Source organism: Brachybacterium sp. ACRRE (genome assembly GCF_022346485.1).
In the GTDB taxonomy this organism is placed as follows: Bacteria; Actinomycetota; Actinomycetes; order Actinomycetales; family Dermabacteraceae; genus Brachybacterium; species Brachybacterium halotolerans.
The window spans coordinates 15,324-39,524 of the sequence record NZ_JAKRMO010000041.1 but is presented as its reverse complement, the minus strand read 5'-3'; the positions used below and the strand labels follow the sequence as shown (position 1 = coordinate 39,524).

The 24,201-nt window shown below is 70.8% G+C and carries 21 protein-coding genes; 10 read left to right on the top strand and 11 right to left on the bottom strand.

Features of this window, described 5'->3' with window-relative positions; all coding sequences use genetic code 11:
* Positions 1–67 precede the first annotated feature (67 nt).
* The 3 genes from MHY49_RS12510 to MHY49_RS12500 form a co-directional block, all read right to left on the bottom strand.
* Positions 68–1,381: an MFS transporter gene (locus MHY49_RS12510; protein WP_239204556.1), complete on the bottom strand. Its 1,314-nt coding sequence runs from the start codon at positions 1,379–1,381 to the stop codon at positions 68–70.
* Between the two features lie 118 nt (positions 1,382–1,499).
* Positions 1,500–1,982 (bottom strand): MarR family transcriptional regulator, encoded by a 483-nt coding sequence (locus tag MHY49_RS12505; RefSeq protein WP_239204555.1) that lies wholly within the window; start codon positions 1,980–1,982, stop codon positions 1,500–1,502.
* 161 nt (positions 1,983–2,143) lie between these two features.
* A complete protein-coding gene (locus tag MHY49_RS12500; RefSeq protein ID WP_370646132.1) occupies positions 2,144–3,637 on the bottom strand; it encodes a sulfatase in 1,494 nt (497 codons plus the stop codon).
* Between the two features lie 371 nt (positions 3,638–4,008).
* Here MHY49_RS12500 and MHY49_RS12495 point away from each other — a divergent pair, with 371 nt between their 5' ends.
* The 7 genes from MHY49_RS12495 (at position 4,009) to MHY49_RS12465 (ending at position 11,925) form a co-directional block, all read left to right on the top strand.
* Entirely contained in the window at positions 4,009–5,403 is a 1,395-nt protein-coding gene (locus tag MHY49_RS12495; RefSeq protein ID WP_239204551.1) for an ABC transporter substrate-binding protein, read from the top strand.
* Complete coding sequence (locus MHY49_RS12490; RefSeq protein WP_239204549.1) at positions 5,400–6,338, top strand: carbohydrate ABC transporter permease; 939 nt, start codon at positions 5,400–5,402, stop codon at positions 6,336–6,338. Before MHY49_RS12495 ends, MHY49_RS12490 begins: the two co-directional genes overlap by 4 nt.
* Complete coding sequence (locus MHY49_RS12485) at positions 6,328–7,188, top strand: carbohydrate ABC transporter permease (RefSeq protein ID WP_239204547.1); 861 nt, start codon at positions 6,328–6,330, stop codon at positions 7,186–7,188. Before MHY49_RS12490 ends, MHY49_RS12485 begins: the two co-directional genes overlap by 11 nt.
* Before the next feature lie 64 nt (positions 7,189–7,252).
* Positions 7,253–8,611, top strand: a complete 1,359-nt coding sequence (locus MHY49_RS12480) for an alpha-L-fucosidase (protein WP_239204545.1) — start codon at positions 7,253–7,255, stop codon at positions 8,609–8,611.
* Between the two features lie 53 nt (positions 8,612–8,664).
* Entirely contained in the window at positions 8,665–9,975 is a 1,311-nt protein-coding gene (locus MHY49_RS12475) for an enolase C-terminal domain-like protein (protein ID WP_239204543.1), read from the top strand.
* On the top strand, positions 9,972–10,961 hold the full coding sequence (locus MHY49_RS12470) for an aldo/keto reductase (protein ID WP_239204541.1): 990 nt from the start codon (positions 9,972–9,974) through the stop codon (positions 10,959–10,961). Before MHY49_RS12475 ends, MHY49_RS12470 begins: the two co-directional genes overlap by 4 nt.
* Entirely contained in the window at positions 10,954–11,925 is a 972-nt protein-coding gene (locus tag MHY49_RS12465) for an amidohydrolase (protein WP_239204539.1), read from the top strand. Before MHY49_RS12470 ends, MHY49_RS12465 begins: the two co-directional genes overlap by 8 nt.
* A 4-nt stretch (positions 11,926–11,929) precedes the next feature.
* On the opposite strand, the gene MHY49_RS12460 is transcribed toward MHY49_RS12465, so the two are convergent.
* The 3 genes from MHY49_RS12460 to MHY49_RS12450 are packed head-to-tail and all read right to left on the bottom strand — an operon-like array spanning position 11,930 to position 14,374.
* Entirely contained in the window at positions 11,930–12,655 is a 726-nt protein-coding gene (locus tag MHY49_RS12460) for a FadR/GntR family transcriptional regulator (RefSeq protein ID WP_239204537.1), read from the bottom strand.
* Position 12,656: 1 nt separating this feature from the next.
* Positions 12,657–13,418, bottom strand: coding sequence for an SDR family NAD(P)-dependent oxidoreductase (locus MHY49_RS12455; RefSeq protein ID WP_239204535.1), 762 nt, complete (start codon positions 13,416–13,418; stop codon positions 12,657–12,659).
* Positions 13,415–14,374: a fumarylacetoacetate hydrolase family protein gene (locus MHY49_RS12450; protein WP_370646131.1), complete on the bottom strand. Its 960-nt coding sequence runs from the start codon at positions 14,372–14,374 to the stop codon at positions 13,415–13,417. Before MHY49_RS12450 ends, MHY49_RS12455 begins: the two co-directional genes overlap by 4 nt.
* A gap of 375 nt (positions 14,375–14,749) precedes the next feature.
* Between MHY49_RS12450 and MHY49_RS12445 the strand changes: the two genes are divergently transcribed.
* Entirely contained in the window at positions 14,750–15,874 is a 1,125-nt protein-coding gene (locus MHY49_RS12445) for a hypothetical protein (protein WP_239204533.1), read from the top strand.
* Entirely contained in the window at positions 15,793–16,902 is a 1,110-nt protein-coding gene (locus tag MHY49_RS12440) for a glycoside hydrolase family 95-like protein (RefSeq protein WP_239204531.1), read from the top strand. The genes MHY49_RS12445 and MHY49_RS12440 overlap by 82 nt, the downstream gene beginning before the upstream one ends.
* A gap of 7 nt (positions 16,903–16,909) precedes the next feature.
* Here MHY49_RS12440 and MHY49_RS12435 read toward each other — a convergent pair whose 3' ends face one another.
* A complete protein-coding gene (locus tag MHY49_RS12435; RefSeq protein ID WP_239204529.1) occupies positions 16,910–18,001 on the bottom strand; it encodes a Gfo/Idh/MocA family protein in 1,092 nt (363 codons plus the stop codon).
* A 178-nt stretch (positions 18,002–18,179) separates the two neighbouring features.
* On the opposite strand from MHY49_RS12435, the gene MHY49_RS12430 reads away from it, so the two are divergent.
* Positions 18,180–19,778 (top strand): hypothetical protein, encoded by a 1,599-nt coding sequence (locus tag MHY49_RS12430; RefSeq protein ID WP_239204527.1) that lies wholly within the window; start codon positions 18,180–18,182, stop codon positions 19,776–19,778.
* Positions 19,779–19,780: 2 nt separating this feature from the next.
* Here MHY49_RS12430 and MHY49_RS12425 read toward each other — a convergent pair whose 3' ends face one another.
* From MHY49_RS12425 to MHY49_RS12410, 4 genes are all read right to left on the bottom strand, one after another.
* Positions 19,781–20,956, bottom strand: coding sequence for a Gfo/Idh/MocA family protein (locus MHY49_RS12425; RefSeq protein WP_239204525.1), 1,176 nt, complete (start codon positions 20,954–20,956; stop codon positions 19,781–19,783).
* Between the two features lie 106 nt (positions 20,957–21,062).
* Positions 21,063–22,157 (bottom strand): Gfo/Idh/MocA family protein, encoded by a 1,095-nt coding sequence (locus tag MHY49_RS12420; protein WP_239204523.1) that lies wholly within the window; start codon positions 22,155–22,157, stop codon positions 21,063–21,065.
* Positions 22,154–22,915, bottom strand: coding sequence for a ThuA domain-containing protein (locus MHY49_RS12415; RefSeq protein WP_239204521.1), 762 nt, complete (start codon positions 22,913–22,915; stop codon positions 22,154–22,156). The genes MHY49_RS12420 and MHY49_RS12415 overlap by 4 nt, the downstream gene beginning before the upstream one ends.
* Positions 22,912–24,195, bottom strand: coding sequence for a Gfo/Idh/MocA family protein (locus MHY49_RS12410; RefSeq protein WP_370646130.1), 1,284 nt, complete (start codon positions 24,193–24,195; stop codon positions 22,912–22,914). The genes MHY49_RS12415 and MHY49_RS12410 overlap by 4 nt, the downstream gene beginning before the upstream one ends.
* Positions 24,196–24,201 lie beyond the last annotated feature (6 nt).

The following is a 24,201-nucleotide window of genomic DNA, read 5'->3' as shown; positions in this document are numbered from 1 at the left end:
GGTGTGACCCTCCGCTGACGGGGCTGGGGCCGGTGGAGCGGGTGGGGTGCCCCCCGTCAGCGGAGGGTCACACCTCGTCGCCGGCGGTGATGGCCTCGGCCTCCTGCTCGCTGGTCAGGTGGTGCTGCTGGCCGACCTGGGAGAGGTGGCGTCGGCCGATGACGAGCATCAGCATGCTCAGCACCACGGTGACCGCGCCCAGGATGTACGGCGCGGCGGCGCCGGCGGCCTCGGAGAGCGGGCCGGCGACGGCCGGGGCGATCGCACCGCCCAGGAAGCGCACGCCCGAGTAGGCGGAGCTGGCCACGCCGCGCGGCAGGTCCGTGGCCTCCATGACGGTCTCGGTCAGCGCCGTGTTCATGACGCCCAGCAGCAGGCCGCCCACGATGATCAGCACGATGATGCCGATCATGGATCCGTGCGCGAGGGCGAGGCCCAGCATCAGCACGGCCAGCAGGCCCTCGATGGTCAGCAGCGTGGGGATGAGGCCCAGCTTGCGGGTGAGGATCGGAGCGACGAACACCGAGGTGATCGCGAGGCACACGCCCCAGCCGAAGAAGACGCCGCCGATCTGCATGGCGCCGAACTCCTTGCCCTGGGCCGCGGCGGCGGCCTCGAGCGGGAACGGGGAGTAGGCGAGCATCACGAAGAACGTGAAGTTGTAGAAGATCGCGACGAGCGCGAGGGTGCGCAGGGCCGGATTGCCCAGCGCCCGCAGGGAGGCGAGCGGGGAGACGTGGACCGGCTTGGCCTCCTTCTTCAGCAGGGCGGTGATGGCGATGAAGCCGATGGCCATGAGCACCGCGGTGCCGAAGAACGGGGCGCGCCAGGAGACGCTGCCCAGCAGTCCGCCCAGCAGCGGGCCGAGCGCCATGCCGATGCCCAGCGCGGTCTCGTACAGGATGATCGCGCCGCCCGACGGGCCGGCGGTCGCGCCGACGATCGCCGCGAGCGCGGTGGAGATGAACAAGGCGTTGCCCAGTCCCCAGCCGGCGCGCAGGCCGATGATCTCGCTGACCGAGCCGGACGCGCCGGCGAGCGCCGCGAAGACGACCACGAGCGCGAGGCCGATCAGCAGGGTGGTGCGCACGCCGACCTTCGAGCTGAACCAGCTCGTGAAGAACATGGCGATCGCGGTGATGAACAGGTAGCTGGTGAACAGCAGCATCGCCTGCGTGGGGGAGGCGTCGAGCTGGGAGCTGATCGCGGGGAGGATCGGGTCCACCAGGCCGATGCCCATGAAGGACACCGTCGCGGCGAAGGCGATCGCCCACACGGCCTTGGGCTGGTGGAAGGCGTCGCGCAGCGTCGGTGCGGCGTTCGATGCGGGGGTGGGTGCTGAGCCCGCGGTGTGCGGATCCGTGGCGGAAGGGGCTGTCATGCGATCGGTGACCTTCTCATGATCGATGGGGCGGGTTCGGGGGAGCGGGGCGCGGGCGGCTCCGCCGGGTCGGGGTGCGGGCGACGCCGCCGGGTTGGAGCGCGGCGCCGCCGACGGGTCAGGTGCCGGGAGGTGCGGAGTCTGCCGAGGGAGGCGCGGGGTCGGCCGCGGGAGCTGCGGAGTCGTGGGTCTCCACGATCCGGGCCAGGATCTCGGCGGCCTGCGCGAGGGTGCGCCGGTCGTCGTCCCCGAGCTCGTCGAGGATGGGGCCGACGCCGTGATTCATGCGGCCGCGCCAGTCGGCGAGCTTCTCGCGGCCGGCGGGGGTGATGTCGACGAGGACCGAGCGCGAATCGGCGGGATCGGGGGTCCGGAAGACCAGGCCCTCCTCCTCGAGCCGCTTCGCCACGGTGGTCGCCGTGGGGCGGGTGACCCTCTCGCGCTCGGCGATCTCGCTGAGCCGCAGCGGTCCCCGCTGCTCGATCGTGCTCACCACCCGCCAGGAGACGGAGGAGACGCCGACGTCCGCGCGGCGCGCGGCGAGCCGCACGAAGCGGCTGCAGGCGAGCGTCAGGTCCTGGGGGAAATCATCGGTGGGCACGTCGCCCCAATGTAGTTAGGAATGCGAACTATCGCAACATGCTGTGGCGCACGGGACGATCGGTCGCGCCCGGTGGACGATCGGCCGCGCCCCGTGGACGGCCGGCCGCGCTCCGTGAACGATCGGTCGCGCTCCGCAGGGTGGATGGGCGGGCGCCCGGCTCAGTCGCCCGTCGACCGGGTCTCTGCATCCTCGTCGCGCGCCGAGGCGGCGCCGTGGTTCCAGTCGGGACGCCAGCTGCCCGGCCCCGTGTAGGGGTGGTCGCCGACCTCGGCCTGCATCTGCGCGAGCTGCGCGGCGAGATCCGCCCGGATCTCCGCGTAGGCGGGATCGCCGGCCACGTTGCGGAGCTCCCCGGGGTCGGTGCGCAGGTCGTAGAGCTCGTACTCGCGCTCGAAGATGCGATCCGAGGCGCCCGGTGCACCGAGGCCCGCGCCGTAGTAGTCGATGTACGCGAAGTCCTCGGTGCGGATCCCGTAGTGCGCCGGGGCATGGTGGGCGGGGTCGTCGTGCTCCCAGTAGCGGTAGTAGACGGCGCGCGGCCAGTCCTCGATCTTCTCGCCGCGCAGGAGTGGGCGGAAGCTGCGTCCCTGCTGGCCGGGCATCGCCTGCTCGGGATCGACCCCGGCGACATCGAGGAGGGTCGCGGCGGTGTCGACGTTGCGCAGCATCGAGGTCACGCGCGAGCCCGCCGGGACCTCGGCGGGCCAGCGCACGAGCATGGGCATCTGCAGGGACTCGTCGTACATCAGGCGCTTGTCGAACAGGCCGTGGTCGCCCAGGAAGAAGCCCTGGTCCGAGGTGTAGACGACCAGGGTGTCCTCGGCGATGCCGAGCTGATCGAGGTGGTCGAGCACCCGACCCACGCTGTCGTCCACCGCCTGGACGGTCTGCAGGTAGTCGCGCAGGTAGCGCTGGTAGTTCCAGCGGGCGCGGTCCTCGCGCCGGTCGTCGGCGCGCAGCTCGGCGGGCATGTCCTCCTTGACGTCGGTGCGGGTGAGGTCGTCGGCGATCGACATGCGCGCTCCCTGCACCGCCTTCGAGCGGGTCGAGAGGTCCTCGAGGAGCGTGTCGGGCTCGGGGATGCTGCCCACGGGGTGGAGCTCGGCGTGCCGGGGGTGCGGGATCCACGGCCGGTGCGGTGCCTTGTGATGGAGCATCAGGCAGAAGGGGTCCGACGGGCGCTGTGCGCGCTCCTCGTCGATCCAGTCGAGGGCCATGTCCGTGAGCAGATCGGTCACGTAGCCCTCGTGCTGCTCCTCGCCGTCCGGCGTGAGGAGCCGCGGGTCCCAGTACTCGCCCTGGCCGGGGAGGATCCGCCAGGCGTCGAAGCCGCGCGGCAGGGCCGACGGCGAGTCGCCCAGGTGCCACTTGCCGAACAGCGCGGTCGCGTAGCCGGCGCTCTGCAGCGCCTCCGAGACCGTGGGCACGCGATGGTCGAACTCGGTGTAGATCGTCGCGGCGCCGTTGATGTGGCTGTAGGTACCGGTGAGGATCGACGCGCGCGACGGCGTGCAGATCGAGTTCGTGCAGTACATGGCGTCCAGCCGCGCACCCTCCTTCGCGAGACGGTCCATGTGAGGGGTGGAGTTCACGCGGCTGCCGTAGGCGGAGATCGCGTGCGCCGCGTGGTCGTCGGACATGACGAAGACGATGTTCGGGCGGGCTCGGGGAGACGGAGGGCCCTGTGCTCCTGACGAAGCGCGGCTCGGGCTCGGATTTGGGATGGGCATGGGGCTCCTCGCGGGTCGTCGGCTGGCGACCGGAGTGCCGCAGCCGCCGTGCTGCCACGTGGGCACGCTATCGCGGCGCGGTCGGTGATGGAGTGCGCGACGCACTCAGGGTGCGGCATACATCCGAGGATCGTCCATTGGGTGCCGGAGCCCTGGCCGCGGGTGGCGTCGCCGCGGGTCGGTGACGTGCGGCCATGTCAGGGCGACCATGCGCTCGGATCTGCACCGGTTGCGGACACCTCTTGACTCATCCCATGTTTTCCTCAAGAGTGGTCCCACCGCGAAGACATCCGATGTCTTGGGCAGGTTTACAGGCGCCAGGTTCCGAGGGCTCAGACCTCGACGGCACCGGCGCCGACAACCGGAACCTCGACGGCTCGGCGTCCGCGGTGATCGAGAAGGGCGACGACGACCTTCGGAACCAGAGGTGGGACATGTCGATGACGGACAGGGCCGTGCCCCTCTCGCGCCGCGCGCTGTTCGCGTGCACAGGCATGGGTCTGATCGGTTCTTCCGGTGCGCTGACGGCCTGCGGCGGCCCCAGCGGGGATCCGAGCACGCGGCTGTACACGTGGATCTCGAGCGCGAGCGATCGCGAGCAGTGGGATGCGTTCGTCGACGCGGCCCGGAAGAAGGACCCCGGCTTCTCGCTGACCCTCGAGGGACCGAGCTTCGAGGACTACTGGACCAAGGCGAAGACGCGGATGACCGCGAAGGACGCGCCGGCGCTGCTGACCACCCAGGCCGCGAGGACCCAGGAGATCGGCCCGCTGCTCGCGCCGCTCGACGACCTCGCCGAGGACGCGGGCGTGGACCTCGGTGCGTACAACGAGGCGATGATGGCGGCGATGACGGTCGACGGCACGATCCGCGCGATCCCGTACGACGCCGAGCCCATGGTCCTCTACTACAACCGCTCGCTGTTCGAGGACGGGGGCCGGGAGGCCCCGGGCCTCGACTACACCACCGACCAGTTCCTCGAGGACGCGAAGGCTCTCACCACGGGCGACGCCCACGGTCTGGCGATCTCCGCCGCGCTCGTCCATCTGGGCATGGCGATCGGTTTCGCCAACGGCGGTGCGCCCGTCGCGGACGGGGCCCTGACCCTGACCGATCCCCGGATCGTCGAGGCGATGCAGTTCAGCTTCGACCTCGTCACCCGGCACGCCGTGGCGACGGCGCCGTCGGCCGTGGACTCCGAGCCCGCCGCCCAGCAGGCCCTGATGAGCGGGGCCGCGGCGATGTACGTCGACGGTCCGTGGATGTACCAGGTCTTCGCCGACGCCCTCGGCGACGACCTCGGCGTCGCCGTCATCCCGTCCGATGCGGGGGAGGCGCGCGGCCTCATCCAGGGGTCGGGCTTCGGGATCGCCGCCGACGCGCAGGACCCGCAGGCGGCATTCCGCACGATCCGCGCGATCACCACTCCCGCCGTGATCGGGAGCGTGGCGCACGCGAGAGGCACCTTCCCCTCGCTCGCCGACGAGCGGAAGAGATGGGCCGAGGACAAGCCCGCGAGCAGCGTCCGCGCCGTCACCGCGCTCGCGGACAACGGCCGACCCCTGGTCACCACGTCGAACTGGAACGAGATCGACTCCATGTTCGGCCAATACGCGACGGACGGATTCCGAGGACGGCGGACCGCGCAGCAGATCCTCGGCGAGATCCAGGAGGCGACGGCACGATGACCGCGACCATCGAGCGCGAGGACCGGATGGCGCCCGTCCGGGGCGCCCAGCGTCCCCGCGGAGGGCGGACCGCCCGGTGGCCCGCGCTGCTCTACCTCGGACCCGGGATGCTCGGCTTCGCGATCTTCATCGTGGTGCCCCTCGCGGTCTCGTTGGTGATCAGCGTCTTCGACTGGCCGCTGCTGGGGTCGCCGAAATTCGTCGGCCTCGAGAACTACCGCTACATGCTCGCGGGCGACCCCGCGTTCTGGCGGAGCCTGCTGAACACCCTGATCTTCGCGGTGCTCTACACGGCGGTGAATCTCGCCGTGGCGCTCGGGCTGAGCTACTGGCTGATGAACCTCGGCGGGCGCTGGGCGGCGTTCTTCCGGGTGCTCTTCTTCATCCCCGTGGTCACCCCGATGATCGGCAACGCGCTGGTCTTCCGTCTGCTCCTCGACGACGACGGCGTGGTCAACGGCGTACTCGCGCACCTGGGGATCACCGGACCGCAATGGCTGAACACGCCGGGCTGGGCGATGGTCTCGCTCGTCATGATGTCGCTGTGGCAGGGGATGGGCTACAACATCATCGTCCTCGGCGCGGGCATCGCCGGGATCAACCCGAGCGTGCTGGAGGCCTCCCGGATCGACGGCGCGGGTCCGGTGAACCGCTTCTTCCGGGTCGTGTTCCCGATGCTCTCGCCCACCATCTTCTTCTGCACGATCATGACGGTGATCGGTGCCTTCAAGGTCTTCACGCAGCCGTACGCGCTGACTGAGGGCGGACCGGGCAACGCGACCAACACGCTCGTCCTCCACCTCTACCGCAACGGCTTCTCCTTCGACCGGCTCGGGTACGCCTCGGCACTGGCCTGGGCCCTCTTCGTGATCGTCATGCTCATCACCGCCGTCCAGTTCAGCCAGCAGAAGAGGTGGGTCTCCTATGACAGCTGAGAGCATCGCGCCGCGTCCGCGCCGTTCCGGCAGCCGCGCCGGGCGGACCGTCTCCCGCGTGCTGATCTGCATCGTCGGTCTGGTCTTCGTCTTCCCGTTCGTCTGGATGATCGCGACCTCCCTCAAGCCCACCGACGAGGTCTTCGCGAGCGGCACCAGCTTCCTGGGATCCCGGATCGAGTGGTCGAACTACGTGACGGCGTGGACGGCCATCCCCTTCGCCCGGATCCTCGTCAACAGCTTCCTCATCGCGCTCGTGGGAGCCGGCATCACGGTGACGGTCTCCGTGCTCAGCGCCTACGCGTTCACGCGGTTCGCGTTCCGGGGCCGCGCGGCGCTGTTCGGCGCGTTCCTCGCGACGATGGTGCTGCCCCAGGAGGTGCTGATCATCCCGCTGTACCTGATGATGCAGAAGCTCGGCCTGGTCAACTCCTACCCCGCGCTGATCCTGCCCTTCGCCTTCGGTGCGTTCGGCACCTTCCTGATCCGCCAGTTCCTGCTCGGCCTCCCCGCCGACTACGAGGAGGCAGCGAAGATCGACGGGGCAGGCCGGCTGCGCACCCTGGTCAGCGTCATCGTGCCGCTGCTGCGCGCACCCATCGCGGTGGTCTTCGTGTTCGCGTTCATCGAGTACTGGGCGAGCTTCCTGTGGCCGCTGATCATCGTGAACGACACCTGGATGGCGACCGTCCCCATCGGCCTCCAGATGTTCTCCGGAGAGCGGGGAACGGACTGGGGTCCGCTGATGGCGGCCGTGACCCTCGTGGTCCTGCCGAGCCTGCTGATCGTCGTCCTGCTCCAGAAGCAGCTGCAGCAGGGGGTGAGCATGGGCGGCTTCGGAGGCCGCTGACGCATCCCCTCCCCGATCCTGCAGTCCGACCCCGCACCACCGCTCCAGAGGAGACGATGAACCCATGGCCGCCGAGACCGACCCCAGCACGGACACCTCCGCAGAGACGACCGCTCCCCATGCCGCCCGCGCCGCGGAGTCCGACGACTCCCGGCGCTGGAGCGCCCTGCCCACCCGCCGCCCCGACTGGTTCCGCGATGCCCCGCTGGGCATCTTCATCCACTGGGGCGCCTACGCCGTCCCGGCCTGGGCGGAGCCCATCGGAGAGCTCGGCACCTTCGACAACCAGCATGAATGGTTCTCGCACAACCCCTACGCCGAGTGGTACTTCAACACGATCCGCCTCGACGGCTCGCCCGCCCAGCAGCATCAGCAGGAGGTCTTCGGCGGCGCGCCCTACGACGACTTCCTCGACGCCTGGGACGCGAGCGACTTCGACGCGAGCGCCTGGGTCGACCTGTTCCGCCGCGCGGGCGCCGACTACGTCGTGCCCACCACCAAGCACCACGACGGCATCACCCTGTGGGACGCCCCCGGCACGGGCGACCGCAACACCGTGCGCCGCGGACCCCGCCGCGACATCGTCGGCGAGCTCGCCGAGGCGACGACGAACGCCGGGCTGCGATTCGGCGTCTACTACTCGGGCGGACTCGACTGGCACGTGCGGCCCACGGATCCGATCGGCATGGAGGGGGCGGCCGAGCGCATGCTCCGACCGCTCGACGACGAGTACGGCCAGTACTGCTCCGCCCACGTGCGCGACCTCATCGACCGCTACGCGCCCGACGTCTTCTGGAACGACATCGGCTGGCCCGACGAGAACCACCACTTCGGCCCCGGCGGCCTCGGAGAGCTCCTCGAGCACTTCTACGCGCAGCGACCCGAGGGACTGATCAACGACCGCTTCTCCGACGCCCACCACGACTTCGTGACGACCGAGTACCAGGCCGGCGAGATCCCCGAGGGCGAGCCGTGGGAGAACTGCCGCGGCATCGGCCTGTCCTTCGGGTACAACCAGGTCGAGGGGCCCGAGCAGTACCTCAGCGTCGCCCAGGCCGTCCGCCACGTCGTCGACGCCGTCTCCCAGGGCGGGCGCGTGCTCCTGAACGTCGGCCCGAAGGCCGACGGCACCCTGCCCGAGCCCCAGGTCGCCGTCCTCGAGGGCCTCGGCGAGTTCATGGCCGAGCACAAGGCGGACCTCGCGGGCTCCACCGGCCTCGGCGAGCTCGAGATCCCGGGCGCGACCTGGGCGCGCGCCGTGGAGAAGGCCGGCACCGTGCACGTCTTCCTCAGCGGCCCGGCGGGCGAGATCGACGTCCCCGCCGCCGCGCTGCCCGACGCCGCCTGGCCCGAGGGCGGCGTGCACGTGCGCCTCGAGGGCGAGGACGCGCCGCCCGTCTCGATCAGCGCGCCCACCGCCTGACACGGGCCCCACGCATCCACTCCACGCACCGACCGAACCGAGGACAACCACCGGTGAGCACCTTCGTCTCCTTCGACGTCCGCGACGTCCGCTTCCCCACCAGCCGCGATCTCGATGGTTCGGACGCGATGAACCCCGACCCCGACTACTCGGCCGCATACCTCACGATCCGCACGGACACCGAGGACCCCGCCGATGCCGGGACGAGCCTCGTGTTCACCATCGGCCGCGGCAACGACGTGCAGAGCGCGGCGATCAGGGCACTCGAGCCGCATGTGATCGGGAGGGACGTCGAGGAGGTGCTCGCCGACCTCGGCGGGATGCAGAAGGAGCTCGACGGCGACTCGCAGCTGCGGTGGCTCGGCCCGGAGACGGGCGTGATGGCGATGGCGATCGGCGCCGTCGTCAACGCGCTGTGGGACCTGAGGGCGCGTCGCGAGGGGAGGCCGCTGTGGCTGACCCTCGCGATGCTCGACCCCGAGGAGATCCTCGACCTCGTCGACTTCCGGTATCTCACCGACGCCCTCACCCGCGAGGAGGCCCGCGAGATCCTCGAGCGCGGCGCCGAGGGACGCGAGGAGCGGATCGCCGCGGTGCGCGCGCACGGCGTCCCCGCCTACACGACGACCCCGGGGTGGCTCGGCTACAGCGACGAGAAGCTGCGCCGTCTGCTGCGGGAGGCGCGGGACGACGGCTTCGAGATGGTCAAGCTCAAGGTCGGGGCCGACGTCGAGGACGACGTGCGCCGTCTCGCCCTCGCGCGCGCCGAGATGGGGGAGGGCTTCCCGATCGCGGTGGACGCGAACCAGCGCTGGGACGTCGCCGAGGCGATCGAGTGGCTGAGCCGCCTCGCGCCCCACGATCCCTACTGGATCGAGGAGCCGACGTTCCCCGGGGACGTCCTCGCCCACGCCGCGATCCGCCGGGGCGTGGCCCCGCTCCAGGTCGCGACCGGCGAGCAGGGCGCCAACCGGATCGTGTTCAAGCAGCTGCTGCAGGCCGGCGCGATCGACGTCCTCCAGCTCGACGCGACCCGCGTCGCGGGGATCGGCGAGAACGTTGCGAACCTGCTGCTCGCCGCGAAGTTCGGCGTGCCCGTCTGCCCCCATGCGGGCGGCGTGGGCCTGTGCGAGATGGTGCAGCACCTCGCGTTCTTCGACGCCGTCGCGATCGGGGGCGAGGACCCTCGGCGCCGCATCGAGTTCGTCGACCACCTGCACGAGCACTTCGAGGTGCCCGTGCGCGTCGAGCGCGGCGCCTACCGCGCGCCCGAGGAGCCCGGCGGCGGCGCGCGCATGCTCGAGGCGTCGGTCCGGGACCACGAGTTCCCCGGCGGCGTCGTGTGGTCGGGAGAGCCCGCATGAGCGCGGCCGGCCTGCGTCCCCCGCTGCCGCGTCTCGGCTTCGGCGCCGCCCAGCTCGGGAACCTCTACCGGGTCACCACCGACGAGGAGGCCGACGGCGCGGTCGCCGCCGCCTGGGAGCAGGGGATCCGGTACTTCGACACCGCCCCGCACTACGGGATCGGCACCAGCGAGCGCCGCCTCGGCGAGCGGCTCCGGGGCCTCCCGCGCGAGGAGTACCTGGTCTCCACGAAGGTGGGCCGCCTGCTCGAGCCGGGCCCCGGCACGGGCGACGACCACGCGAACGCCTTCTGGGTCCCCGACGACCACGTGCGCCGCTGGGACTTCTCCGAGGCCGGCGTGCGCGCCTCCCACCAGGCGTCGCTCGAGCGCCTGGGCCTGGACCGCGTGGACATCCTGTACGCCCACGACCCCGAGGAGGGGCCGACGGAGCAGGCCTTCCCGGAGGGCCTGCCGGCGCTGGCCCGCATGCGCGAGGAGGGCCTCGTGGACGCGGTCGGCGTCGGCTCGAAGGACGCCGCCGTGTGCGCACGGGCCGTGCGCACCGGACTCGTCGACCTCGTCATGCTCTCGGGCCGGTTCACGCTCCTCGAGCAGGACTCCGCCCGCGAGCTGCTCGACGCGTGCCGGGAGCACGACGTGCAGGTGGTCGCCGTGAGCGTCTTCAACTCCGGCCTGCTCTCCCAGCCCGTCGTCCCCGACGACGCCACCTACGAGTACGCCGCCGCACCGGCCGCGATCCTCGCGCACGCCCGCGCCCTCGCCGCGCTCGCCGAGGACCACGGCGTCACCCTGCCTGATCTGGCCGTCCAGTACCCGCTGCGCCACCCGGCGATCGCCTCGGTGGTGCTGGGCATGCGGACCGCGGGGCAGGTGGTCTCGAACGTCGAGCGGATGCGGCAGCACGTGCCGGAGGCGGCGTGGGAGGCGGTCGCCGCGCTCGAGGCTGAATGGGCGGAGCAGACCTCCGGGGTGCGCGATGCGTGATCCCGTCGTTCCTGCGGTCACCGATGACGTGGGCGCCCGCATGGGGGTCACCGATGCCCACCTGCACCTCTGGGACCTGCAGCAGAGCCCCTATGCCTGGCTCGCGGGGGCGCCCGAGGCGCTGCGCCGCACGGGCGAGTGGTCGATGGTGCGCGACGGGCTGGCAGCTCTCGACGTCACGCGCGTGATCCTGGTCCAGGCCGACGACACCCCCGCGGACACCGCCCACCTCCAGCGCACTGCCCGCGCGATCGAGGCGGAGGGCACGGGGACCTCGGCAGCGAACCCGCGCGTCACGGCCGATGTCGTCGGCTGGCTGCCGCTCGAGGACCCCGACGCGGTCGCGGACGCGCTCGCCGACCCCGCCGTCACCGACCACCTGGTCGGCGTGCGGCACCTCGTCCACGACGAGCCGGATCCGGGATTCCTCGAGCGCCCCGCCGTCGGCCGCTCGCTCGAGCTCCTGGCCGCCGCCGGCCTCCCGCTCGACGTGCCCGACGCCTTCCCCCGTCACATGGAGCAGGTGGTCCGCCTCGCCGCGGCGCACCCCGAGCTCACCCTGGTGCTCGACCACCTCGGCAAGCCGCCGCTCGGCGACGGCGAGCAGATGGCGTTCTGGAGGGCGGCGCTCGAGCGGATCGCCGCCGCACCGCGCGCCGTCGCGAAGATCTCCGGCCTTGCGACCAGCGGCAACGGTGCGTACGTCCCGGCCGTGGCCTCGGCGCTCGAGCTGTTCGGGCCCGGGCGGCTGATGGTCGGCTCCGACTGGCCGATCGCCCCGTCGGCCTTCACCCTCGACGGCTTCTCCCCGCTGCTCGCCCACGTGCGCGCGCAGCTCGCCGGCGACGACGAGGCCCTCGGCGAGGTGCTGCGGGGAACGGCGGAGCGGGTCTACAGGCGGGCAGGGTCGCCCGGTGAGACCGGTGAGACCGGTGAGACCGGGGCGATGGGAGAGATCGGGTGAGCGGTCACGCTCCGGTGACCGGGTCCGTCCCGTCGGCCGACGCGTCCGGGGGCACGCCCTGCCGGATCAGCCAGGACTCGACGCCCGCGACGTGCGAGGTCGCGTAGGCGCGGGCGAGGTCCGCCCGACCGGCGCGCAGCGCCTCGAGGATCCGCGAGTGCTCGGCGAGCGTGCGCTCGACGGCCTCGGAGTCCGTGAGACCGCGCCACACGCGCGCCCGCGAGGTCGAGCTCGCGAGGGAGTCCAGCAGCGTGCTCAGGTACGCGTTCGGGCAGCGGTGGTTGATGAGCCGGTGGAAGGCGATGTCGGAGGCCACGAGCGCCTCGATGCCCGAGTCGGCGTTCAACTGGGCGAGCATCTCGTCGAGCTGCGCGAAGTCCTCGTCGGTCAGGTGCGGGGCTGCCTGCTCGACGGCGATCGGCTCCATGAGCCGGCGCAGCTCGAGGATCTCGAGGTGGGAGGAGTCCTGGTGCAGGTCCAGCACGAAGGACAGGGACTCCAGCAGCTGCTCGGGCTCGAGGGCGGTGACGTAGGTGCCGTCGCCCTGGCGCACGTCCAGCACGCGGATCACCGAGAGCGCCTTCACGGCCTCGCGCAGGGAGTTGCGGGAGACGCCGATCGTCTCGGCGAGCTCCTTCTCGGTGGGCAGGCGGTCGCCGGGCTTCAGCCGCCCGTCGACCACCATCTGCTTGATGGCGGAGATCGCCTTGTCGCTGACTGCCGAGGCCATGTCAGTCCACCGGCCGCGTGCGCAGGCCGCTCATGCCCCCGTCGACCGCGAGCGAGGTGCCCGTGGTCGAGGAGTTCAACGGGCTCGCGAGGAAGACCACGGACTCGGCGACCTCCTGCGGGGTGACCATGCGGCCCGTCGGCTGACGGGCGTCGAGCGCCGCCCTCTCGGCCACGGGATCGGGGAAGTTCTGGACCATGCGATCCACGAACTCGGTCGCGACGGTCCCTGGGTTCACGCAGTTCACGCGGATGCCGTCGCGCACGTGGTCGGTGGCCATCGCGAACGTCATCGCCTGCACGGCGCCCTTGGTCGCCGAGTAGAGCACCCGCTCCTGCAGGCCCGCGGTCGCGGCGATCGAGGACATGTTGACGACGGCCGCATGCGCGGAGCGGCGCAGATGGGGGAGCGCGGCGGCGGTCACGCGCGCCATCGCGGTGACGTTCACGCTGAGCACGCGCGCCCACTGCTCGTCGTCGTTCGCGGTCACATCGCCCACGGCGCTCACGCCCGCGTTGTTCACGACCACGTCGATCCCGCCCAGGGACTCCGCGGCGGCGTCGACCGCGGTGCCCGTCGCCGCCCTGTCGCCGAGGTCGACCACGTGGACGGTCGCGCCCTCGGGCGCACCCGTCGGCGAGAGGTCCAGCACGGCGACGTGCGCGCCGAGCTCCAGGAAGCGGGCCGACGTCGCCCGACCGATTCCCGAGCAGCCGCCGGTGACCAGGACCTTCAGGCCCTCATAGGGGTTCGCGAGGCTCATCGGCCGGTCTCCTTCTCGGTGGTGGCGGACGTGGCGGCGGACGCCGCGTCGGACCCGGCGGCGGGGGTGTCGCGGAAGGTCTGGCGCTGGCTGCCCAGGCCCTCGATGGCGAGCTCGACGACGTCGCCGTCGCGCAGGTACGGCTGGCCGGGAAGGCCCATGGCGACGCCCGCGGGCGTCCCGGTGTTCACGAGGTCGCCGGGGTACAGGGTCATGAAGCGCGAGAGGTAGGCGAGGACCTCGCCGACGCCGAAGATCTGGTCGGCCGTGGTGCCGTCCTGACGGACCTCGCCGTTCACGGAGAGGGTGAGGGAGAGGTCCTGGACGTCGGCGATCTCGTCGGCCGTGACGAGGTACGGGCCCATCGGGTTGAAGGTCTCGCAGTTCTTGCCCTTGTCCCAGGTGCCGCCGCGCTCGATCTGGAACTCGCGCTCGGAGACGTCGTTGCTGATCGTGTACCCGGCGACGGCGGCGAGCGCCTCCTCGGGCGATGCCGCGGAGCGCAGCGTGCTGCCGATGACGACGCCCAGCTCGACCTCCCAGTCGGTCTTCACGGAGTCGCGGGGGATCAGCACGTCGTCATAGGGGCCGACGACGGTGTCCGGGGCCTTCATGAAGACGATCGGCTCGACAGGGATCTCGGCGTTCGTCTCGGCGGCGTGATCGCGGTAGTTCAGCCCGATGCATAGGATCTTTCCGGGCGAGAGGGGTGCTCTGACCCGAGCATCCTCGGGAAGCCCGAGCTCAGGGCCGCCGGCGGCGGTCCCGGGGATCTCGAGGACGGGCAGCCGCCCCTCGGCGAGGGCGCGGCCGGCGCGCGCGATCCCGCCTTGCTCCAGGAAGTCCCGATCCACCGCGGCACGGCCCTCCGTGACCGCGGTGAGGTCGTATGCCGTCCCCTCGTGCGCGACCGCGAGGCGCACACCCGCGGCGGAGTCGATGGCGAAGATTCTCACGCGACGTTCCCTTCGGAGACTTGATCGAGCAGATGCCGAGTCTAGCGCAGTCATCCTATGTATGGGTACTGTGGCTCGTGCTCGCGACGCGTGCACGACCAGGTCGTGCGCGACAGCGCGCAACCGTGCTCGGTCTCATTCTCGCGCGCACCGGCGTGCCGGCGCGCTCGGGTCCGGATCGGGTCCGCGCACCCGCAGGGAGCGGGGTCGATGTCGACCCCGCAGGGTCCGCCCGATCCGCATCGGCACGTCCTCCCGCCTCGACGCAGGGGTGCGGCGGAAGGTCTCGCGCCCGGCCCCGAGGGAGGGGCGGGCGCGGGCGGATCAGCGGACGAACGATCGGACGACGGCCCCTCGTGGGCCCACAGGAGGACGATGACCATGGACGATGCGATGACGAAGCGGATGCTCGACAGGTGCGATCTGCACTGGGATCGCCTGCCGCAGGACTTCTTCGAAGCGCCCTTCCTCGGCAACGGAGGGCTCGGTGCCGCGGTGTACGTCGTGGAGGACCGGCTGAGCTTCATCGTGAACGACAGCAGGTATGCGGATCATCAGACGGGCGAGGACCTGCCGCTCCTGTTCGGCCGGTCGCGGCTGCCGGTGGGGCGACTGTCCGTGAGGACGCGGGGCGACCTCGTCGGCGCTCGGCTCGTCCTCGGCCTGCACGACGCCACGCTGCGCGGCACCGTGACCACCACCCGTGGTGTGTTCTCGATCGATGCCTATGTGCACGCCACCGAGGACCTCCTCGTCGTGGACCTGGATCCCGCCGGGGGTGAGCGCGTCGAGGTCGAGTTCGAGCCCGCGACCGCCCGCAGCCCGCGTCTGGACTGGAACACCCGCCCCGAGGGCCTCGCGACGAACCCTGCGCCCGTGGTCACCGGTCGACTGGTGGAGCAGGACCTCGTGGCCGGAGGGCGCACGGCCACCCGCTGGGTCACGCGGAGGTCGACGGTCCTGCTCACCGTGGCGCACACCTTCCCCCACCGGGACGCGAGCAGGGTCACGCAGTCGACCCTGGAGCACGCGGGCGGCCTCGGCGAGCTGCGCAGGTCGCACCGCCGCTGGTGGCACCACCTGTATCGCCGGAGCGCCGTCATCCTTCCCGACGCGAGGCTGCAGTCCTTCTACTGGACGCAGGTGTACAAGATCGCGAGCGCGACGCGGGAGGACCGCCCGGTCATGGCGACCACGGGCCCGTGGCTCGAGCGGACGCCGTGGCCCGCGACGTGGTGGAACCTCAACACGCAGCTCTCCTACTGGATGATCCAGGCGACCGGCCACCGCGAGCTCGACGCGGTGACGCGGGCGATCTCGGAGGGACAGCGGAATCTGGCGCTGAACGTCCCGAGCAGCACCGCGACGACTCGGCGCTCCTCGGCCGCACGGCGCAGGACGATCTCCGCACCGATCCGATGGGCCTGCCGGGGGAGAACCTGCCGGATGAGCGCCTGGAGACGGGGGACCTGCTGTGGGGTCTGCACAACGTGTGGCTGACCTACCGGTTCACGATGGACGCCGCCGTGCTCCGCGACACCCTGTTCCCGGTGCTGCGCAGAGCGGTGAACCTCTACCTGCACGTCCTCGAGGAGGACGCCGAGGGGGAGCTGCACATCCCCACGACCTACTCGCCGGAGTACGGGACCACGCGCGACGCCAACTACGACCTGTCGCTGCTCAGCTGGGGATGCAGGACGCTGCTGACGGTGTGCGACCTGCTGGGGGAGGACGATCCGAAGATTCCGGAATGGCATCGCGTGGTTAATCGACTCACGCCGGCACCGCAGGACGACACCGGACTGCGCATCGGGGCGGATCTCGCGCTCCAGACCTCCCACCGGCACTACTCGCACCTGCTGTGGTTCTACCCGCTGCATCTCTTCGACCCCGCGGACCCCGAGCACGAGCAGCTGCTGCGCACGAGCCTGGAGCACTGGCTCGGCATGACCGGAGCGCTCCAGGGCTACACGCTCACCGGCGCCGCCTCGATGTACGCGCTGCTCGGGGAGGGCGACAGGTCCTTGGAGCTCCTGGACCAGCTGATGGACGAGTACATCAAGCCCAACACCATGTACGCGGAATCCGGCCCGGTGATCGAGACCCCGCTGTCCGCGGCCCAGAGCATCCACGACATGCTGCTCACGAGCTGGGGCGACAGGCTGCGGATCTTCCCCGCGGTCCCGACCGGGTGGAAGGAGGTCTCCTTCGACGAGCTGCGCGCCGAAGGCGGATTCCGCGTCTCCGCGGTGCGCTCCCAGGGCGTCACGAAGGAGGTCCGGATCACCAGCGATGCGGGAGAGCCCCTGCGGGTGGCGCCCACGGGGCTGCCCTCACCCTGGGTCGCCACCGACGCGCGCAGCGGCCGCGCCCTCCGCATGCATGTGGAGGCCGGCGTCGCCGACATCGCACTCGAGCGCGGCCGCACGGCGGTGCTCCGCACGCGCGGCGACCACCACGAGCCCCCGCGGCCGGTCCTGCCCGCGGCCCATCACTGGGGTCTTCCTGCGGACCAGGAGGACCGGTGATCGACGCTCAGGCCCCGGGCGCTGTCTCCAGCACGCGCGCCTGGTCCTGGGCCTTGAGCGCGAGCTCGACGGAGGTGAAGACGTGCTCCTGGGTCATGGCGTTCTCGGTGCGGTGCAGGACGTCGAGGATGAGGTCGCCGAAGAAGGGGTAGCCGACCTGTCCGGTGGCCTCGATGCGGTGCTCGCCCTCGCCGTCGACCAGGAGGACCTGGCCGGGGCCGTTGTCGGTGGTGACGTCGACGTACTTGCGCAGCTCGATGTAGCCCTCGGTGCCGAGGATGAAGGTGCGGCCGTCGCCCCAGGTGCGCAGCCCGTCGGGGGTGAACCAGTCCACGCGCACGTAGCCCGAGGCGCCGGAGGACAGGGCGACGTGGGCGTCGCCGAAGTCGTCGAGCTCCGGGTGATCGGCGTGGTCGAAGTTGCCGATGGAGGAGGAGAGGATCTGGGCGTCGTCGGAGCCGGTGAAGGTGAGCATCTGCTCGAAGTTGTGGGAGCCGATGTCGGTGAGGATGCCGCCGTAGCGGGCGCGCTCGTAGAACCAGTCGGGGCGGGAGTCCGGGTCGCCGAGGCGGTGGGGGCCCATGCCCAGGACCTGGATGACCCGGCCGATGGCGCCGCGGTCGATGAGCTGTCCGGCCAGGACGGCGGCCTCGACGTGGATCCGCTCGGAGAAGTAGCAGGCGTACTTCTTCCCGGTGCGCTCGACGGCGGCGCGGGCGCGCTCGAGCTGGTCGAAGGTGGTCAGCGGGGTCTTGTCGGTGAAGTAGTCCTTGCCGGCGTCCATGACGCGGATGCCGAGGTCGGCGCGGTCGGCGGGGACCGCGGCGGCGGCGACGAGGAGCACCTCGGGGTCCTCGAGGATCTGCTCCTCGGACTCGGCGAGCTGGACGCCCTCGAAGTGCTCGGCGAAGGCGGCGGCGCGCTCGGGCTGGGTGTCGTAGACCCACTTCAGGGTGCCGCCGGCGCCGATCAGGCCCTCGCACATGGCGGTGATGTGGCCGTGGTCCAGGTGCATCGCGGCGAAGGTGAACTCACCGGGGGAGACGACGGGCTTCGGCATCGGAGCGGGGGCGTAGTTCGCGCCTTCGGAGACGGCCATGGATAGTCCTTCCGGTCGAGATGTATCGCCCAGGGCGGCTGGCGCACGCGCTACCAGGATTCGGCATCGAGAGGGAACCTTGGGCACTGTGCCGACTGTTGCCAGAGGGCAGGGCTCTAGTGCAGTCTGCACCTATAGTAGTAGTGGGCGATAGTGGCGGTGAGTTCTAGGGGCGCGAATGGCAGCGGGGGAACGGGTCATACTCCATGGCGATGAGGCGGCGCTGTACGCGCTTGGGGGCAGGAAATGGTGGGCGCGTATAATTTCTGTCGAACTGTTCGGCCTGTTGATGCTGTTGGCATTTGTTCCCCTTTTGACCGTGAACATGGATGGCTCGTCGACGCCGCTTTCGCGGCTGCGTCAGGCGGGAACATATTTGGCCGGGTTGTTCCAATGGGCGCCGGGTGTAAGGGAAAACATTCAGGCGGTTGACGGGTGGGCAGTACTCGCGGTTTTCGCGACCGCGGGCGTAGCCTCCACGGTGGCACTCAATGCCTCCCTTGGTCGGCTTGAAAAGATGCACCAGAGTTTCCATGCGAAAGACGGTCTGCACGAGGTGGTCGGTGTCCGCCAAGCAGAACTGGCGCAAGGCTCCGGATTGTTTCTCGGCCTTCTTGCAGTGACACTAAGTCACATTATTTTGATTGGAGCCATCGCCTCGATCGTGCTTGGGGGGCAGCGGGGACCGGCGGCGGTGGCTGCAAGCATGGCCGTATTCATGACGGTATTCTTTGTGATTGAATGCGCTCGTCTCGGCACACCGTCGACCCCATTCCTTGAAGTTTCCAACCGGGCACCCTCGCAAGATCAAACAAATCGTCTTCGGGCGGCTGTCCGAAGGGTGCAGTGTTCCACGGGGGTTGCCCGCCGAACGCTCTTGTTGGCTCGGGCGTCAGCCATAGTGTTCGCGCTGGTTTGGTGGCGGTTCCCTGTGGTGTTGGGGCACGGAACTGAGGATCCTCGAGCTGCACCTTTGGTTCTTATCGTTGTTATTGTTATGTTTCGCGGCATCTCCCTCTGTGCAGAATTTATCGCAAAAGGGGCAACGTTTGAGCGGGGTATGTCTCGAATCGCGACACTCGTGATGTCCCAGAGCTTGACTGCAATGGGATGGATCGTCTATGTGGCTGCTCTCGTCTCCAGCTTGGCGCCTCCGGACGCATGGGTCGGGTCTTTGGTCCAGGGTGGGGCGGTTCTCGTGATCGTGCTTATTGTCGGAATCACAGAGGTATTCCGCGTGGCCGGCGCTGCGCAGATCGGGCCACTCCGAAGCATCGGACTCCGTGGAGTTCTTGTAGCCGCGCGACTGCGACGAACTCCGCGGCCGCGATGGCTGAGCTATGGTCTATGTTTTCTGTTGTTTGTGCTGCTGGCCCTGATCTCCGCGATTGCTGCGCACGGGAACCTGGGACAAGGTGGCGTGCTTCTTGCGCTTGGTACGCTCGCGGCATGGGGAGGATTGCGCTCCGTGACTAATCCTGGTGCTACTCAGAGGTTTGTGCTTGCTGCCAGCATCGTCGCGGTGAGTTTAGGAGGATTCGAAAGCATTGGCCTCAGTGTGCTGATTTGGAGCGTTGTCAGCTTGGTCATGCTGACAACGTCGTTCTGGCATGTGTTCCCGCCGGCCAGGCGAATTGCGGAGCACGTGGCCTCGATTGAAGTGATGTGGAGCCGCCGCAGAATAGTGGCGGCGCTTGGTAGGAGCGGGTCGACGGAGCTCTGGAACGAGTCGAAGGCGCAACGTTGGGCGGCAAAAGTCGGGTCCGGTCACTGTTAGTCTCAGCCTGGCACCTCGACGGACCTCTCGACGGGCATGTACCCGTCCTGGGTGGCGACGGACCCGGTCTTCTCGTGGAAGTGCGGGGCGCGCTCCACGAGGGTGCCCGAGCGGTAGTACGGGTCCTCCGGACTGATGGGCAGGTCGACGACGCGCCGCTCGATCGCGGACTCGTAGACGGCGGTCACGAGCTCGACGGCGTTGCGGCCGTCCTGTCCGGTCACGAGCGGTTCGCGGCCCTCGCGCACGGCGGCCACGACGTCGGCCAGCTGGGCCGGATGCCCGGTCCTCGGCAGCGGGGGGAGCGAGGCCGCGAACTCCTCGAGCTCGGCGACCGTCTCGGTGTCGCCGCCCTGCTCGGGGAAGCCGTTGGGGCGGGCGACCTCGGCCGCGGGCTCCCAGGGCTGGGAGACGCGCGCGCGGGCGCCCTGCAGCGAGATCTCCTGCTTCTGCCCGTGGTGGACCACGGAGCTGGTGAGCTCGGCGAGGCTGCGCTCGTACTGCAGGATCGCGATCGACAGGTCCTCGACCTCGGCGTTGTCGTGCTGGGCGTTGGTCATCATCGCGCTCACGGCGAGCGGACGGCCCAGCAGCCAGAGGGCGATGTCGATGTGGTGGATGGCGTGGTTCAGCGTCGGACCGCCACCCTCGGAGGCCCACGTGCCGCGCCACCACAGGTCGTAGTAGGAGTGCCCGCGCCACCACTCGGAGGCGATCCGTGCGTGCGAGAGCGGGCCGATCTTCCCGGAGTCCAGCACCGCCTTCAGCCGTGCCATCTCGTCGCGGAAGCGGTTCTGCGCGATCGTGGAGAGGATCTTCCCGCTCGCGCGCTGCGCGGCGAGCATCGCGTCGCACTCCTCGAGGGAGGTGGCCATGGGCTTCTCGACCACGACGTGCACGCCGGCCTCGAGCACCTGGATCGCCAGCGGCGCATGGGCCGACGGGGGAGTGGTGACGGAGACCAGGTCCAGGTCCTCGGCCTCGAGCATCGCCGCGACGTCGTCGTAGACGCGGGCGTCCTCGAGCCCGAAGGCCTCGCGCTTGGCCGTCGGCCCCGCGAGGTCCAGATCCGCCAGGGCGACGATGCGCAGGTCGGGGAACTCCTCGGCGAGCTCGAGGTAGGCGTTGATGTGGGCGTCGGAGATGGCGCCGGTGCCGATGATGCCGACGGAGAACATGTCGGGGATGTGCCTTCCGGAGGTGGACGGACGTGCCTGCCAGTGTCCCGCGTCACGCCCTGCGACGCGGGCGGATGCCACGGGTTGCCTCGCGCGGGGCGCGCCCTCAGCCCCTCACATCGGTCAGCGGGACGGACTGCGGGCGCTCGCAGCTGCTCGCGACCTCGACGCGGGAGCCGCTGCGCGAGGAGGCGAGCACGGCGTTCATGACCTCCAGGGCGTGCTGGCCGAGCGCGCCGCTCGCCCGCAGGTCCGCGCCGCGCAGCACCAGGTCCTGCAGTCCGATCCCGCGGGACGCGCCCACGTAGCCGGCGCTCACGGGCAGGGTCTCCCACCCCTCGCCGCCCAGGCGGTGCAGCTCGACGTCGCCGTCGAAGCGGTTGGGGTCGGGCACCGCGAGGCTGCCCGCGCTGCCATGGATCTCGATCGGGTGGATCGAGGTGGCCACCGCGTCGAAGCTCATCACGAGCGTGGACAGGACTCCCGAGGAGTGCACGAGGATCCCGCTGACGTGCGTGTCCGTGGAGACAGGGATGACCTCGCCCGCGCGCGGGCCGGAGCCGATGGTGCGCTCGGAACGGGTGCGGGAGGCCGCGCCGATCACGGCGTCGACCGGGCCCAGCAGCGTGACCAGTGCGTGGACGTAGTACGGGCCCATGTCCAGCAGCGGCCCGCCGCCGGGCACGTAGTAGAAGTCCGGGTTGGGGTGCCAGCGCTCGTGGCCGGGGGTGAGCATGGTGGCGGTCGCCGCGATCGGGGCGCCGATGAGGCCCTCGTCGATCGCCGCGCGCGCCGTCTGCGTGCCCGTGCCCAGCACGGTGTCGGGGGCGGAGCCGACGAGCACGCCGGCCGCGCGGGCCGCCTCGAGCACGGCGGCGCCGTCGGCCGTCTCGACGGCGAAGGGCTTCTCGGCGTACACGTTCTTCCCGGCGTCGATCGCCCGCTGGTCCACCTCGGCGTGGGACGCGGGGATCGTGAGGTTCAGGACCGTGTCCACGTCCGGGTCGGCGATGAGGTCGTCGACCGAGAGGGCGCGCACGCCCTCGTGCGCGGAGGCGACGGCCTCGGCGCGGGAGGCGTCGAGGTCCGCGACCGCGACGAGCTCCACGTCCGGCAGGGCGGGGAAGGAGGCGAGGTACTGCGCGGAGATGTTCCCGCAGCCGATCATGCCGATCCGCAGGGGGCGGGGCGCGGCGCTCATCGGGCCTCCTCCGTCCGGTGCGCGCGGCCGGCGGACGGGGCGGCGTACGGGTCCTCGGATCCGCGCGCGGCCCACAGCAGTCCGCGCTCGACGATCGTGCGCACGCTGGGATCCTCGAGCACGTCGACGTGGTGGCCGGGGGTCGCGACGAAGATCCGGCCCTTCCCCCACTGGCGGGTCCAGATCGCGGGCGAGGTGATCGGGCGGTTCCACGGGTCCCACGCGCGCACCTTCTGGGTGGTGGTCGCGAGCACGTCGATGTAGTCGTCGGAGAGCACCCAGTACTGCTCGGTGACCAGGTCGAAGTCGTCCACGCCGCGGGTGATGGGGTGCTCGGTGGCCGCCGGGAGCATGTTCACCGTGTAGGGGACGTAGTTGTCGTCCTGCTCGCCGCGGCGCTCGTCGGGATGCTTGCCCGGGTGGCAGCCGAACTGGCCGCCGATGAGGGTGAGGTAGTCCGATTCGCTGCGGTAGCTGTCGGCGATGCCGCCGTGCCATCCCGCGAGGCCCGTCCCGGCCTCGACCGCGGCCCGGAGCCCCTCGAACTGGGGGCGCTCGATCGTGGACATGGTCATGCACTGCACGATGAGGTCGACGCCGGCCATGTACTCGGCGTCCGCGTAGATGGCCGGGCTCTCCTCGATGCGCACCTCGAAGCCGTGCTCGCGCAGGTGGGGGATGAACAGGTCGGTCGCCTCGACGGGCTGGTGCCCGTCCCAGCCGCCGCGGACGACGAGGGCGGTTCGGGTGGTGGTCATCGGGTGGTCTCCTCGGTGGTGGACGCAGTGGACGGGGTGGGCGCAGTGGACGGGGCGGGTGCGGCGGACGGGGCGGACGGAGCGGGGCCGACGGCGGTCCAGCGGGAGCCGTCGGCATGGCTGGCCTCGACGGCGGCCAGCACGCGCTGCACGCGCAGGGCCTCGTCGAAGGACGGTGAGGGATCCGTGCCCTCGCCGATCGCGCGCACCAGGTCGGCGGCCTCGTGCGTGAAGGTGTGCTCGTAGCCCAGGCCGTGGCCGGTGGGCCACCAGGCGGCGGCGTAGGGGTGCTCGGGCTCGGTGGTGAGCACGCGGGTGAAGCCCTGGCGCCCGGCGGGAGCGGTGGCGTCGTAGATCTCCAGCTCGTTCATGCGCTCGAAGTCGAAGGCGATCGCGCCGCGCGAGCCATGGAGCTCGATGCGCATCGCGTTCTTGCGGCCCTGCGCCATGCGGGTGGCCTCGAAGGACCCGAGCACGCTGCTCGCGAGACGCACGGAGAACAGGGCGGTGTCGTCGACGGTGACCTGCCGTCGCTCGCCGGCGGCGTCGCCCTTCCCGCCCAGGCCCTGCATCGCTCCCGCCGCGGGCCGGGTGGGGACCACGGTGGCGAGCGTCCCGGAGACGGCCTCGATGTCCGTGCCGGTGACCCATTGGACGAGGTCGACGACGTGCGCGCCGATGTCGCCGAGGGCGCCGGAACCGGCCTTCTCCTTCTCCAGCCGCCAGGTCATGGGGGCGTCGGCGTCGGCCAGCCAGTCCTGCAGGTACTGGGCGCGGACCTGTCGGATCTCGCCCACGAAGCCCTCGGCGACGAGCTGACGGGCATAGGCCAGGGCAGGGGTGCGGCGGTAGGAGAACCCGCACAGCGAGCGGATGCCGCGGGCGGAGGCGGCGCGGGCGGCGTCCGCCATCTCCTCGGCCTCCGCCACGGAGTTCGCGAGCGGCTTCTCGCACAGCACGTGCTTGCCGGCGGCGAGTGCGGCGAGCGCGATCTCCCGGTGGGTGTCGCCGGGGGTGCAGATGTCCACGAGGTCGATCTCGGGGTCCTCGACGAGATCCTGCCAGCGGGTCGTGGTGGCGGCGAAGCCGAAGCGCTCCGCGGACTCGGCGAGGGTCTCGCGGCGGCGGCCGGCGAGGGTGCGCAGCTCGGGGGTGAGCGGCAGGTCGAAGAACCGGTGCGCGGTGCGCCAGGCGTGGGAGTGGGCGGCGCCCATGAAGCCGTGGCCGATGAGGCCGACGCGCAGCGGGCGGGAGGACGGGGTGGTCACGGCGGGGGTCACGGCTCC

Coding starts and splice junctions, on each gene's coding strand:
- MHY49_RS12510 (WP_239204556.1), bottom strand. CDS start 1,381: ATGACAGCCCCTTCCGCCACGGATCCGCACACCGCGGGCTCAGCACCC.
- MHY49_RS12495 (WP_239204551.1), top strand. CDS start 4,009: ATGTCTTGGGCAGGTTTACAGGCGCCAGGTTCCGAGGGCTCAGACCTC.
- MHY49_RS12490 (WP_239204549.1), top strand. CDS start 5,400: ATGACCGCGACCATCGAGCGCGAGGACCGGATGGCGCCCGTCCGGGGC.
- MHY49_RS12485 (WP_239204547.1), top strand. CDS start 6,328: ATGACAGCTGAGAGCATCGCGCCGCGTCCGCGCCGTTCCGGCAGCCGC.
- MHY49_RS12480 (WP_239204545.1), top strand. CDS start 7,253: ATGGCCGCCGAGACCGACCCCAGCACGGACACCTCCGCAGAGACGACC.
- MHY49_RS12470 (WP_239204541.1), top strand. CDS start 9,972: ATGAGCGCGGCCGGCCTGCGTCCCCCGCTGCCGCGTCTCGGCTTCGGC.
- MHY49_RS12465 (WP_239204539.1), top strand. CDS start 10,954: ATGCGTGATCCCGTCGTTCCTGCGGTCACCGATGACGTGGGCGCCCGC.
- MHY49_RS12460 (WP_239204537.1), bottom strand. CDS start 12,655: ATGGCCTCGGCAGTCAGCGACAAGGCGATCTCCGCCATCAAGCAGATG.
- MHY49_RS12455 (WP_239204535.1), bottom strand. CDS start 13,418: ATGAGCCTCGCGAACCCCTATGAGGGCCTGAAGGTCCTGGTCACCGGC.
- MHY49_RS12445 (WP_239204533.1), top strand. CDS start 14,750: ATGACCATGGACGATGCGATGACGAAGCGGATGCTCGACAGGTGCGAT.
- MHY49_RS12440 (WP_239204531.1), top strand. CDS start 15,793: ATGGGCCTGCCGGGGGAGAACCTGCCGGATGAGCGCCTGGAGACGGGG.
- MHY49_RS12435 (WP_239204529.1), bottom strand. CDS start 18,001: ATGGCCGTCTCCGAAGGCGCGAACTACGCCCCCGCTCCGATGCCGAAG.
- MHY49_RS12430 (WP_239204527.1), top strand. CDS start 18,180: ATGGCAGCGGGGGAACGGGTCATACTCCATGGCGATGAGGCGGCGCTG.
- MHY49_RS12425 (WP_239204525.1), bottom strand. CDS start 20,956: ATGTTCTCCGTCGGCATCATCGGCACCGGCGCCATCTCCGACGCCCAC.
- MHY49_RS12420 (WP_239204523.1), bottom strand. CDS start 22,157: ATGAGCGCCGCGCCCCGCCCCCTGCGGATCGGCATGATCGGCTGCGGG.
- MHY49_RS12415 (WP_239204521.1), bottom strand. CDS start 22,915: ATGACCACCACCCGAACCGCCCTCGTCGTCCGCGGCGGCTGGGACGGG.